The following is a 13,275-nucleotide window of genomic DNA, read 5'->3' as shown; positions in this document are numbered from 1 at the left end:
ATGATATTGCTTATAAGGTTGGTAATCTAAGTCGTTTGTTGCTATTAGATTTATAACTTGCAGAAAAAATACGAAATTAAAATGAAGCGTATTAGTATAATGTTTATCAGAAATTGAAAACTAAAGATTGTAGTATTTGGCAAGCCAATAGTTTCTAATGAAAAAGGATCTGATATGAAGATCAGATCCTTTTTTCACTATGTGTAATTATTTCACTGTTTCTTTCAGTTCTTTTCCCGTTTTAACTATCAGCTTCTTAGTAGCAAAACAACTTGTAGGAATCATTATCTCGAGTTTTATTTTGCTCTACCGATTTAACCTCTCGACAGCTTCCGCACTTGTATCTACACGTTTAACGAAAAAAACTAATAGTAGTGCAACAACATTCATGCCAAGCGCTACATAGAATGAATGCTGAATTCCGGATAACAAAGCCTTCTGCGTTAACATTGCCTTCGTAGCTTCTGTGAAGGTTGTTGGATCTAATTCAGACATTAGACTTTCAGCTTTTGTTTTTGTTACAGAATTCATAATCGTAACAAGAATAGCAGTACCAATTGAACCGGACACTTGTTGAGCTGTATTATTAACAGCTGTACCGTGCGGATTTAAGCGAGTTGGCAATTGATTAAGGCCATTTGTCATAAGTGGCATCATCACCATCGCCATCCCAAACATCCGCAATGTGTAAATAAGGATAATATGTGTGTGACTAGAATCGATTTGCAGATTTGCCAACATATAAGTTGAAACAGCTGTAATGGAAAGTCCTACTATACCAAGAAGCCGAGGGCCATACTTATCAAATAGTTTACCTGTAATTGGTGACATAACTCCCATTATTACCGCACCTGGAAGCATCATTAGCCCAGAGCTCAGCGGTGAAATACCACGGACGTTTTGTACATAAGCTGGTGTTAAAATCATACCCGAAAACATGGCCACTGCGTTGACAATTGCAATTACAGACGCAAGTGCAAACATTGGGTACTTGTAAACACGTAAATCCAATAACGGTTCATTCATTTTTAATTGACGGATAATGAAAGCAATTAGGGCAATAGCGCCTATGATTAAGGTTGTTAAAACAACTTTATTCGTCCACCCATCGGAGCTTGCAGAACTAAACCCATATAACAGACCGCCAAAGCCGACAGAAGATAATAGCAATGAGAGATAATCAAGTTTTGCATTTTTGTTTTGTCTCATGACATTTTCCGATTTCCAAATCCCTAACAGTAAGCTAATGATTGCTAGCGGTAAAATCATTTCAAAAAGCAAACGCCAGTCATAATACTCTACAATATAACCTGATAATGTTGGTCCAATGGCCGGAGCTGTAATCATAACTAATCCAAAAATCCCCATTGCCGTTCCCCTTTTTTCTCTTGGAAAGCTTACTAGCATAATATTCATTAACAAAGGCCCCATGACTGAAGAACCTGCTGCTTGAACCATCCGGCCAGTAAGTAATAAACCGAAGTTCGGTGCTATAGCCGCTAAGGCCGTACCAAGAATAAAAATCACCATAGATGTAATGAATAAGCTCCTATTGGAGAAGCGGGTTATTAAAAATGCTGATGCCGGAATTAATATACCACTTACAAGCATATAGCCTGTAGAAAGCCACTGGATCGTTGAATAATCTTGAATTTCTAAATCCTTCATTATTGATGGCAAGGCCACATTTAAAAGCGAGTTATTTAGAAATGAAACAAATGCCCCAATAAAAAGGATTACAAGCATTACATATGGTGGTTTTCTTTTATGTAACGTTTCACTCATATATTTATTTGCCCCTTCATTATCAATTCCATTGATTAATTTAACTCGTTTGCATATTTGCACGAGAATTTATTACCCTTGCAGTATTTTGCCAAACTCTTCGAATGGATATTCTCTTTTTAGCAATTCTACTTACCCAACTTAAGATTTTGAATGAATATGTAAATACGTTTGTTAACTGAAATTACATTAGGCTACAATAAACAAAAGAAGCGACTGAAAATACCCTTCTAAAATAAAGGGAAACTTTAATCAGTGGGGGTTTTGTTCATCCCCCACTGATTATTAGCCCACACCAATCGGACTTTTGCAGGTAGCCCACAACAAATGGCGAGATAAATCAAGAAGACCACACACCCATTCCTTTAAATACAGGCTTGTAAATCTAGTTATGTAACCATCCATAAAAAGGAAGGTTACATAGGCTAAGTCTAACATTACATTTTTAAAGTAAGGGGAATAAGCTTATGCACCAATATTGGTATGTAAATTCAAAGGGAAACGAGGAACAATATAATAACCAAAATTTAATGTCATCATTATATTTACAGCCCCAAATAACTAATGCTTACGAAATGAGTGGTTTGAAGATTTCTGAGAATTGGGGTTATCGCTTCTATCCAATTGGTTGGGATTCACCGGTCAATTATACGGGTTTCAATCCCCAAACCCTTCCTTTCTCTTCAGGTCAGCCAATCCATTATGCAGGGATGATACCCCAAGGACAGCCTGCTAATTGGACTCCATTCCCAGGGCATACAGGTTTTAATTTTCAAAAACCTCCCTTCCCCTGGGCTCAACCTTTCAATCATACAGGAATGTTCGCACAAGGGCATCTTGCAGCTTTACTATCGCCGCCAGCTAAGGCCTTTAAATTTAATACCAATAACGGGGGTATTTTCGGAAACTCTCCAGGATGGGGAGGACAGATAAGTCCCATGGGATGGGGGAATAACGGAGGTTACGGTCAGCCAGGAATGCTTGGAAACTTACTTACAGTAGGAAAAGGCACTATGAATGGAATTGGAATGCTTAGTAGTCTAATGGGTATGGGGAAGTTCTTTTTTTAGTGGATTAGAACGAGAGGATAGGTCCATAGTCCAGACTTAAAAACCAGTTTCTCCATTGATTTCATTTTCTTATACATGCTTCTAATACTCCCTACAAGTTCGTTTCCTCATCTTTCAAATTATAAAAACATCTATTATCTTGTATCTAATAACTTTATAGAGGTGTGGTAGCACTAACAAAACGCAAAAACCCGGTTCCTTTACGAAAGAACCGGGTTTTTAATTTTAATTTATTTGAAAAGTATTCAAATCTTTTTTTCATTATTTAACACTTTGAACACGGCCAATTTGTCCATCTTGTAATCGAACTTTAATGCCGTATGTATGTGTTTCACTATGTGTCAAAATGTCTTTCACAACACCACTTACAGTTTTACTATAATCATTATCCAATTGAATAACTACATGTGAACCAACTGAAATTTGTGATCTTGTTGGTTTCCCACCTGTTGCTTGTGTCGGTTTTTCTTGTTTTTGTGTTCTCTCCTGTTTTGTAGATTGCTGTTGCTGAGCTTTCTTCTCTTCTTGCTTGCGTTTTTCTTCTTCTGCTTTTTGTTGCTCTTCTTGTTTACGTTTTTCTTCTTCTGCTTTTTGTTGCTCTTCTTGTTTATGTTTTTCTTCTTCTGCTTTTTGTTGCTCTTCTTGTTTACGTTTTTCTTCTTCTACTTTTTTGTCTTCATCCACTTTTTGCTCATCTGGTGCGCCCTTTAATTTTTCTTCATTACCTTTACAAGCACTTAAAGCAATTACACATAAACTCATAAGTGCAAATAATAACAATTTCTTTGACATTTAAAAATCCTCCTATATATACATTACAAATCAATAACTTTCATAGCATAACAAAAATACAATCCTTTCTTTGTCAAAATTTGTCGTATATATTTATTTTCTACTAAGACACTGATACTACAATAAAAATGGAGATTATTATTTCGATTCTTGCAAAAAATACGTTCGTCTGCTAGTCAAGTAAATCTAATTCATAAAAATCTTCATCTTATGTATGAAAGAACTTAAAGCAAAAATGGAAAGAGGCTTTCTCAAGTATTTAGTGAAACCATTGAAAAAGCATTAATAATCCGAGATATTTTAATTAGCATAATCTATTACTTACGAATAATAGGAAAGGATCTTCCATCGAAAGATCCTTTCCTATTGCTCATCTAACTTAATAAATAGGTTAATTGCATAACGCTCTTCTAACTTTCCTTGCGAAACTTAGTGGATCATCAACGTCTTCAATATTAACGTAAATCAACATACCTTCGCCGTGGATTAATTATTAACTCCTAAGCTTGCCATAAATGCTATTAGTTTGTAATAAAGTTTGATCAAAAGCATGCTACAAAAATTGATTTTTCGATAAAAAACAAATATTCCAAAAAAAAAAAAAAAAAAAAACGGTCAAAATGCTTGTTTTTTTGTTGCTAGTGAATAATTTTTCATAAAAAAGTTTAATCATTTTTCTACCTATGTTTGCTCAACAATCGCGCCCAATTGCGATATTATTAAATTGTTACCCTTTTTCCCTTTTCGGCCAAATAAAATTGCTTATGGCAATCAAAAGATCGATACCCAACACAAGTGTCCATGCTTTTAGAAAGCCAGCCAACACTTCTGTTCGAGAAGAATCGTTAATTAAATAGATTAAGACAAATAAAATTCCGGCACCTATTAGAAAAGCAAGCACATGTTGTCCCCAGCTTTTAAAGTAGTGTTTCGCATAATCAATGCCAAATCTTTTAACTGGTTTCGCTCCTTGTTTCATCACATAATATTGAAAGCGTATATCAGCCCACCCAATCATACTCCTACCGAATGCGATTGAGATTCCAATATAAACAGCAGCTATTGCATGCACTTGGGTAGCGGTCGCACCACGATACAAGTCGACACCCGTAACGACTAATAGAATTAAATCAATAACAGGTGTTAAAGCTAGGAAAAACAATCCTAATTTATTTTTCTTAAGGATATATCGTGTGAGCAGACCTAAAGTTATAACAACCCAAAACCCTATTTCACAAGCAACGATCAACCACGCAATTACATTCACCCCAACACCCCCTTATATAACGCAATTACTCGCTTTTCCTTAACAGTACCACAATATGGCCCTTTAGTGGAGTAACTTTATTGCCGCTCAACAGTTCCTTAAACGGTAATGAATCTATTCTATTACAAAAAAGATTATCAGAATCTAACGAAATCTATTATATAGTAAGGCATTTTAGAAAGCATAAAAAATACACCCTAAGGTGCCATCCTGCGACTTGAGAATCCTATCTATGTATGGGAAAAATTTAAAAAGACCGATATAAAAGAGAAACTTCTAACTGTAATGTATGGAGATCATATGGTATTAAGAATCTCCGTTATATTACTTTCTGATCAGTCTCATTAAAGCCATCCCAAGAAATCCAACACCCATTCCTATGAGCCATCCAGTTTGGGCATTCCCTAACATAGACCCCACTCCTCCGCCAAGAAACATGCAGCCAACGAATACTAATCCTCCAATTCCCCAATTCGGTCGTTCCATCATTCATTCACATCCTTTCAGTAAAATATATGCTATTAGCTACCTCAACTTTCTTACATAGGATATGTTAATTATTTCACTAGAGATAGTATTGTTATTGGGCTTGGATTTAGGAACCTTTAGTAAATTCAAAAAAGAATAATTAACCGATAACATGCAAAAAAACCTTCAAATTTGAAGAGGCTTTTTAATATATAAAAATTAGCTTAAAGCAAAGATAACAACTCTTGAAGGGGGCATTTTTTTATTATTCATGTTTATTGAGGAGCCTTCGTTTGAAGTAACTTTAACCCCATCCCAATAAAAATCAGTCCTGTTACTTTATTTAGAATCATTCCTACCTTTTGATTTCCTCTTAATTTTTTGGTGACATAGGAAGAAAAATAAGCAACAAATAAACACCACAATAGTCCAGTTACTGTAAAAGTAATTCCTAAAATGATAAAAGGTATAGGACCTGAAGCCCTTGTATCTATAAACTGCGGCAGAAATACAATAAAGAATAAAGAGACTTTTGGGTTCGTAAGACTTGTTAAGAGTCCTTGTAAATATATCTTTCTTTTGATTTACAACCGATAAAACTGATGTGGTATACCATTCGTATCACGGAGCCAAAACTCACTATTGAATAAGTAAAGCCCCAGAAATCCAAAGATCTCTGGGGCTTCCTTATATATTTAGCTCTTTTTGCTTTTTGTTTTGTTTATATCTATACAGCAATTTTCGGCTTATTAGAGAAATCACTAATAAAGTCAGTATCAATACGACAAGTTGCATCCATGATAAATCAAAATATTTAGCACCTGTAACGATTAAAAGTGTAGAAATCGTTCCTTTTACAATGAAAAAAATAATAATCCATAATCCGCCTTTTTTCCAGTTCATTTTTATATTACCGATACGATAAACTTAACTAAATCTATACAATTCAATCAAATTTACACGAGTTAGTGCTTCATCGTGTTCTCGCAACCCCGAAGGGACGAGGGGTATAACACTCCACACGAGGCAGTATCGTTACCTCCTATTATCAAGCATTTATTTTACCCATCTTGATAAATTCATCGCAGCATTTATATCCCGATCGTGATGGCTATTGCATGAAGTACAACACCATTCACGAATCTTTAAACTCCACTGTCCTTCTGGTTGAACCGAATGGTCGTATTTTACTCCGCAACATGAGCAAATCTTGCTTGAAGCGAACCATTTATCAGCTTTTACATACGCAATGCCATACTTCTCGCACTTGTATGATAAACATTGAAAGAAGAAGTTTAATTTTTGACAGGAAAATGCTTTCGATAGTTTTTTGTTTTTTAACAGGTTTGAGATAGATAAGTCTTCCACAACAATCCTCATTGGTTTGGTTTTCACCAATTTAGCTGTTGCTTGATGGATATGGTTATTTCGGATATTCGTAATTTTCCTAGATAACCGCAGGTGCTCAGCTTTCGCTTTTTCATATCCGGCAGATTGAATTTTCACACCTTTTTTAAATCTCCTAGACATATCTCTTTGAGCTGACTTTTTCCTTTTCAAAAGTTTTTTAACCTTGGCGTCTTTGTTTATATTTCGTTCTTTCGTACCATTAGAAGCTACAAACAGCTCTTTTAAACCAACATCCACACCAATCGACTCATTCGTTAGTTCTTGGGATTCAAAATCTTCTTGGAACCCTACACTAATCCACCAGTGACGACCGTCAAATGTAACTCTTGGATTGGATGGTTTTTTATTTCTTGGTAGTTGTTGGCTTGTTTTCACTTCTCCAATAGACTGAATATGAACTACTTTCTTTCCTATAATCAGCCTTTCATAATTGGCATAAAATCCTTGGATTACATCTTTTTTGGATTTATAAGAAGTGTGATAACCATTTTTGTACTTTTTGAACGAATGTTTTCTCGCCGTATCAAAATCTTTTGAAGCCTGTTTAGGAACTTGTGCATTGATGTCTTTTAACCACTCATATTTCTTTCGCTTCTTGATCTTTGTAAATCGTTTCTGTAAAGCTAACTGTGAAACAGATTTTCCAAATAGCTTATAGTATCTATCACTCATTCTTTTACAATAGTTATAAGCAAATCTTGCAGCTCCAGCATGATTTCTAAGCACTTGTTCTTGTTCAGGCGTTGGAATCAGTCTAACTTTCTTCGCCAATATCATCAGAATGTAACTCCTTTAATGAAAGATTTGTTCTTCTGAATCGTAGCGTGTTCCACCAGCATTCTCCCGAGACTACTCGGATGCAAACCTGTTAATTCTGATACTTGACTAACTCGTAAAAATTTCATTATTATTCTTACCTCATTGAACCCATCATAGTACGTACGTTCGGTTCGTTCAATGAGGTTTGATAGATTTAATTAAATGTATCTCGTTCAACTAAGGGCGCAATTCCTTAGCCAGTTCTCTTATGAACTTCTCATGCTTTCACATGAGCGCAGACTATATGTTTATCTCTTTAGAGATAGAGGATTTTTCCACCACCATAGGCTTGTGGTGTACTCTCGTCAGTTATACGAGATAGTCGTTGAACGTTCATCCTATCCATTTTGACTTAGATGATTCGAGGCGGAAGACCCATTGTTCTAATGTTTAGGATTTAACCTTGCACCATCTGATTGATTTTTTCTGCTTTCGCAACATTCACGCTCGCCATTTCTAGCCACGTTGTAGTTCAATCAGCTTTAGGGATTGCCCGCAGTTAACCCTCACTACTAGCCAATCACTTGACTAGCAGGGCTTACTGATCTATTTAATTAACTTTCGTTATAATTGGTTAAATAAATCGTAACAGTTAGTTACCCTTTCCTATGTTTAAATTCTTAAAAAATTTAGTGATAGTTCATGAATGTGAGAGCTTAATAGAAATTTATTATATTAATAAAAAAGTAAACTTTTTCACAAAATCCTATCCAATTACATACGACGATTCCATCATAAATGAAAATGATATTCAGTGTCAATTTTATTGATTATTTGTACACCTAGTTTTCCATCTCAATTTCTTCCCACTTTGTTTCTTATAAACAATGAACTCTTGCCTTTAAATAAAAACACCTCCATTGCATTTGCATACTTAGTATGCGAATGCAAGAGGTGTTTTTCATATATTTTCTGCTTTGTTTATTCGTATAAGTTTTTAATACATAGCTATTTTCTAGTACACAATAACTGGATCATACGTGTTCAAACTATCATATACAGTTTTGGCAACGTTAGGAAGAAGGTTCACACAACCGCCTGATCCTCCTGTTAAATAAGCATTACTTCCCCAGTCTTTTCGCCAGCCGGCATCGTGGAATCCTTGACCGCTATTTGTGAATGGAACCCAGTAATCTACTTTCACTGCATAATCAGCTTTCCCTACTGCGCTACCTCTTAGCGTATATGGTGTTCGTTTGTATAGAACGTACCACACACCTGGTGATGTATCTTCACCTGTGCTATGTTTACCCGTTACTACGTTTGTTGTGACGACTAATTTCCCATCTTTGTAAATCCAAATTTGTTGATCTGCAATGGAAACTTCTGCATATGTGTCTCCGATACCATTATTCGATGTTGTTTTATAACCGATCCCTTCCTTCTCCCAACCATTTCCGTGAATATTAGAAGCAGAAAGTGATTTCTCACCTTTCTCAAAGGCTTGCCCAACTTGTTTTGTCTCTTTTTCCACATCTAGTGCCCAGCCGTACCCTTGACCTTTTACTGATATAACCGAACCAGAATGTGTTTTAAAAGCGAAGTCTTTATGTAATGTAGATTTAGCCTTATTAATTTCAGCAATCTTATTCTTAATTTCGCTCGCATCGATTGTCACTTTCATATCCTTTGACATAGAGGCATTTTGAATTAAATCTTTTGCTTTTAATGAATACACTTCATTTTGCACTTTATAATCAACAGACTGCGTAAGAAGATTCTGTAATGCTTTCTCTTCTTTTTTAATAATCGGATCGTTTTCTTTAATAGGCTGTATGTATGCAGATTTTAAATGAATTTCGCTTTTATGCTTCTGCTTATCGTAATCTTTTAGTAAACTCGTAACGTCGTACTGTTTTCCATCAACGCTCTTCGAAATAACAATTTTTCCTTGTTCAAGCTTTGCCATAGCATCTTGAGGTGCTTTTAATTTTTCATTCATGGAAACAAGCTTTTCTTCTACAAGTTTTTTCATTGTTTCACTACGATACTGCTCTGCCTTTTCTGGTAGCAATGAATACTCTTTTTCCTTTGAAGAAGGGAAAAATGTCCACTGGCTTTTTAATAGTTTTTTAACTTGCGGCAAATCTTTTTCCTTCAGTTCCGTTTTTGTCTCTTTTTCATCTAAAATTTGTTGTTGATCAATATAAACTTTGTTCGCTAGTCCAGATGTTTTTAATTTCTGTATTGCCTCATCAGCGCTCATACCACCGACTTTTGTATCATTAATCGTAACATTTGAATTGAAGTGAGTTGCCTGATAATAGCTCATTCCTCCAAGGAGAAGTGCAAGTACACCGCCACCTGCTGCGATAAGCTTCCAATTTGTAAAACGTTTTTTGGATCTTACCCGTTTTTTCTCAACTTGTTCAACAGATTCATTTACTGTATTGTTGTTCATCAATCTTTCCCCCGTATACATTAACGTCAATTGATTTTAAACCAAAACCATTGATTAGTGTACCTTATTTTTCCTGAAATTTCATTGTTTTTAACTAGGTTTTATCTCATTTAATCTATTAAAGTTAGATTTTTTAATACAAAGATATATAAAGATAGTAAATAACGCGAAAAAGGACCACATCAATCGAGTTATTATGGGACCCATCGCATTTTGAAGGATGATACTCTATAAACATTTTAACCTAGTAAAGTAATTTTTAGAAGGTCCAAGTTAGAGACAGGCAGCATAGAATATCTCTTATTTATGAAAAATATCCACAAAAAATGACCTACATGTAGACTCTTTTTTGTGAATATTTTAATGCCGCATATTTTATTAATTTAAATGCGAACCATGCTTCCTGCTTGTCACCAGGTTTCACAACCTCTAATCTGCCTAACTAATTTCACCTTATGATATCTTTATCATCAACAATTTCAAGTTTCTTGAAAACTATTATATATGTTTATACCACGCTTTATTGATACGTTTAACCTTTACAGGTGTTGAATTTTTAGACTCATCCTTTGTTGTAACCCTATTACTAGAACACCCTGCAATAGTGAGACAGCATGTAGCCAATAACGCTAATAATATTAATTTCTTCAAATAGCCACTCCTATATAAGGGAAATATTATATTAAGAAAACTAAACATAACATCGAATCTTTATAAAAACAATATATTTCCTAGTTTTATTATCCGTTGGCAGATTAAAGCACACCTTAAGGAGCATGAATCCAATGTCTAATTTCCATTTTATCCGATTCTCAATGTTTATTCCAACATAAAAAGATAGCTATTATTGTTGAAAACTAATTATCTCTCAAAATGAAAAATATGAACTGAATCCCTATAATCCAATATAGTTTACTCAGCTAACTTTTCCCCTGTAACAATCCGAAACAAAGTAGCTGCATTTTTTTCTTCTAATTGAGCGTACCGATTACCACCCAAGATGATTTCCACTGTATCCTTATTAGAACTTATCCAAATTTGATACAACACAGCTTTCGCCTCTATTTTCGGATTTTTAAATTGAAAAATAAAATGATAATCAGCTGGACGAGACATTTGCACTTTTTTATTTTCAAAAGTAGTATCCTTTAATATTTTCTTTACTTTCATCACTTCATTATTATCTGTCACTACCTTAAAATCTTCATATTCATTATCACCAATATCTTTTTGCACTTCAATTCTTTGCTCTTCATTTCCTAGTATATTTCAACAGCCAGTTACTATTAATATACAGATAATAATAAAAACTAAAGACACATTTCTATCCTTCATATTCATCTACCTCATTTCATAACAATTCAGATTATTGTAAAATAAAGGTAATTAATTTATGGTTAAAAATATAAATAATATAAGGAAAGGAGTATGATCCATGCAGTTAAAAACATACACTTGGAAAAGCTATACGTTTCTCTTTGCAAGTATATTCGTTACGATTAATCTCTTTCTTTTCACACCTATTTTAGACAGGGTTGGAGTAGAATATGTTGTGCCTTTCGCTTACTTCATATTAGCTTCCGCTGTTATAGCAATCCTATTAGCGGTAATATCTTTTTGTAGTCGAAATGAAAGGAAAATTTTAGCGATTATCGGTTTATGTTTTACTCTATTTAATACAGCAATTATTTTATTCTTCCTTTGGTTCGGTTACCATTTCACTTAAGTGAAATATAAATAAACTCCATAAGCTACAAATAAAATTAATAAAATAAAAATACCGAGTACCGTGTATATAATCCATTTTAAACTTGAACTCATATACGCCCTCCTCTCACCTTCTAATAATTCCATTATATAACAAAAAAAGCATTGGATACCCAATGCTTTTTCATACTTACGCGAATAAAGATGTATTCGCATATAAAGCTGGTGAACCACCTGAATGTACGAATAAAATGTTGTCCTCTTTATTAAATGTACCTTTTTTAATTAAGTCGATTAGTCCCGCTACTGCTTTACCTGTATACACTGGATCAAGTAAAATACCTTCTGTTTTTGCAAGTAATTGCACTGCTTCCACCATTTCTGGCGTTGGTAACGCGTAACCTGGTCCTACATATTCATCAAAGCATGTAACAGCTTCGCGCGGGATAAAGTTTGGAATACCAACGTGAACTGAAGTTTCATCTACAAGTTTTGCTACTTTCTCTTCTTGCTCTGCTTTTCCTCTACTTACGTTAATTCCGATTACTGGGATGTTACTTTGTGTTCCAGCAAAACCTGTAATTAAACCAGCGTGCATGCCGCCGCTACCGCTTACGCAAATGACTGAACTGAAATCAATTCCTTGGTCAAATGATTGCGCCATAATTTCTTGCGCACAAGCAACGTATCCCATTGCGCCAGTAGGATTTGATCCACCAACTGGAATGACATATGGTGTATTCCCTTTTTCACTTACTTCTTTCGCAACCTTATGCATCTCTTCCATAAGATCTGCTCCGTTTCGTACAACAATGACATTTTCAGCACCTAATAAATGATATAAAAAATAGTTTCCGTTAAAATCTCGCTTCTCTTCTGGCTCAAGCCCTTCTTCTAATACAAGAATACATTTCATTTTTTCTTTTACCGCAGCTGCCAGTGTTAGGCGGCAATGATTGGACTGAATACCACCAGCTGTAATTAACGTATCTGCACCTTTTGCTTGCGCATCCGCAACTAAAAACTCTAACTTTCTCGTCTTATTACCACCAGCTGTTAAACCAAGTAAATCATCTCGTTTAAAGTAAATAGTCGGTCCACCAAGTGCCTCAGAAAAATTGTTTAATTTTTCAATTGGTGTATATGACTCTGTATATTTTTTTCTCGGGAATTTAGCTAAATTCATAAATAACGCTCCTTTTATACTTCTTTCACAATGTATGTAACGTTACTATTATTGCATGTAAAAATGATGAAGTCATCTTTCTGGGGTAAAAATGTGTTGGAATTCGGTTTTGGCGAATGGAATTGTATTAAAGGTTTTATCTTCAATACGGTACATGAAATTATAATAATGATTTTAACCATATTACGGTACATGAAATTTATATCGACGGTTTTTCAAATATATCAGCGATTCTTAATTTATATCGGCGGTTTTCAAAATATATCGATGATGTATAAAAGTATGTGTAAACATTTTTAGGCAAAAAATAAGGCAAAGTACCCCCTAGGTTTATCCAGAACCTAAAATGAAAGGAGACTTTGCCTCATGC

General features: G+C 34.7%; 12 protein-coding genes and 2 pseudogenes. 2 read left to right on the top strand and 12 right to left on the bottom strand.

The genetic code is table 11. The features are described 5' to 3' along the window. Positions 1-306: 306 nt before the first annotated feature. Positions 307-1,785, bottom strand: a complete 1,479-nt coding sequence (locus tag ACTFSI_RS13930; protein WP_138321632.1) for a DHA2 family efflux MFS transporter permease subunit — start codon at positions 1,783-1,785, stop codon at positions 307-309. A 467-nt stretch (positions 1,786-2,252) separates the two neighbouring features. On the opposite strand from ACTFSI_RS13930, the gene ACTFSI_RS13925 reads away from it, so the two are divergent. After that, positions 2,253-2,855: a hypothetical protein gene (locus tag ACTFSI_RS13925; RefSeq protein ID WP_138321630.1), complete on the top strand. Its 603-nt coding sequence runs from the start codon at positions 2,253-2,255 to the stop codon at positions 2,853-2,855. A 261-nt stretch (positions 2,856-3,116) separates the two neighbouring features. Here the strand turns inward: ACTFSI_RS13925 and ACTFSI_RS13920 are convergent, their stop codons facing one another. The 10 genes and pseudogenes from ACTFSI_RS13920 to ACTFSI_RS13875 form a co-directional block, all read right to left on the bottom strand. After that, on the bottom strand, positions 3,117-3,647 hold the full coding sequence (locus ACTFSI_RS13920) for a YwbE family protein (RefSeq protein WP_138321628.1): 531 nt from the start codon (positions 3,645-3,647) through the stop codon (positions 3,117-3,119). A gap of 391 nt (positions 3,648-4,038) precedes the next feature. Beyond that, positions 4,039-4,116 (bottom strand): annotated as a pseudogene (locus ACTFSI_RS13915) (DUF1259 domain-containing protein); the annotation flags it as partial. A gap of 258 nt (positions 4,117-4,374) precedes the next feature. Then, positions 4,375-4,914, bottom strand: coding sequence for a hypothetical protein (locus tag ACTFSI_RS13910; protein ID WP_138321626.1), 540 nt, complete (start codon positions 4,912-4,914; stop codon positions 4,375-4,377). 324 nt (positions 4,915-5,238) lie between these two features. Then, complete coding sequence (locus tag ACTFSI_RS13905) at positions 5,239-5,403, bottom strand: hypothetical protein (protein WP_000970616.1); 165 nt, start codon at positions 5,401-5,403, stop codon at positions 5,239-5,241. Between the two features lie 254 nt (positions 5,404-5,657). Continuing rightward, a pseudogene (locus ACTFSI_RS13900) lies at positions 5,658-5,960 on the bottom strand (LysE family translocator); the annotation flags it as partial. A gap of 109 nt (positions 5,961-6,069) precedes the next feature. Then, positions 6,070-6,285 (bottom strand): hypothetical protein, encoded by a 216-nt coding sequence (locus tag ACTFSI_RS13895; protein ID WP_016717976.1) that lies wholly within the window; start codon positions 6,283-6,285, stop codon positions 6,070-6,072. 153 nt (positions 6,286-6,438) lie between these two features. Continuing rightward, positions 6,439-7,569 (bottom strand): RNA-guided endonuclease InsQ/TnpB family protein, encoded by a 1,131-nt coding sequence (locus tag ACTFSI_RS13890; protein WP_138321624.1) that lies wholly within the window; start codon positions 7,567-7,569, stop codon positions 6,439-6,441. Further along, positions 7,569-7,697, bottom strand: coding sequence for a hypothetical protein (locus ACTFSI_RS13885; protein ID WP_257469480.1), 129 nt, complete (start codon positions 7,695-7,697; stop codon positions 7,569-7,571). Before ACTFSI_RS13885 ends, ACTFSI_RS13890 begins: the two co-directional genes overlap by 1 nt. An 869-nt stretch (positions 7,698-8,566) precedes the next feature. Next, the gene (locus ACTFSI_RS13880; protein WP_138321622.1) at positions 8,567-10,012 is read right to left on the bottom strand and encodes a L,D-transpeptidase family protein; all 1,446 of its coding nucleotides are present in this window, start codon (positions 10,010-10,012) and stop codon (positions 8,567-8,569) included. Positions 10,013-10,924: 912 nt separating this feature from the next. Next, the gene (locus tag ACTFSI_RS13875) at positions 10,925-11,278 is read right to left on the bottom strand and encodes a hypothetical protein (RefSeq protein WP_244294705.1); all 354 of its coding nucleotides are present in this window, start codon (positions 11,276-11,278) and stop codon (positions 10,925-10,927) included. Between the two features lie 169 nt (positions 11,279-11,447). Here ACTFSI_RS13875 and ACTFSI_RS13870 point away from each other — a divergent pair, with 169 nt between their 5' ends. Further along, entirely contained in the window at positions 11,448-11,738 is a 291-nt protein-coding gene (locus tag ACTFSI_RS13870) for a hypothetical protein (RefSeq protein ID WP_001176308.1), read from the top strand. Between the two features lie 171 nt (positions 11,739-11,909). Here ACTFSI_RS13870 and ACTFSI_RS13865 read toward each other — a convergent pair whose 3' ends face one another. Continuing rightward, positions 11,910-12,905 (bottom strand): D-cysteine desulfhydrase, encoded by a 996-nt coding sequence (locus tag ACTFSI_RS13865; RefSeq protein ID WP_044793102.1) that lies wholly within the window; start codon positions 12,903-12,905, stop codon positions 11,910-11,912. Positions 12,906-13,275 lie beyond the last annotated feature (370 nt).

The sequence above is a fragment of the Bacillus cereus group sp. MYBK101-2 genome (genome assembly GCF_051918845.1).
Taxonomy (GTDB): domain Bacteria; phylum Bacillota; class Bacilli; order Bacillales; family Bacillaceae_G; genus Bacillus_A; species Bacillus_A paranthracis.
Note: the sequence above shows the minus strand (reverse complement) of the source record. Positions and strands in the feature narration are given on the sequence as shown.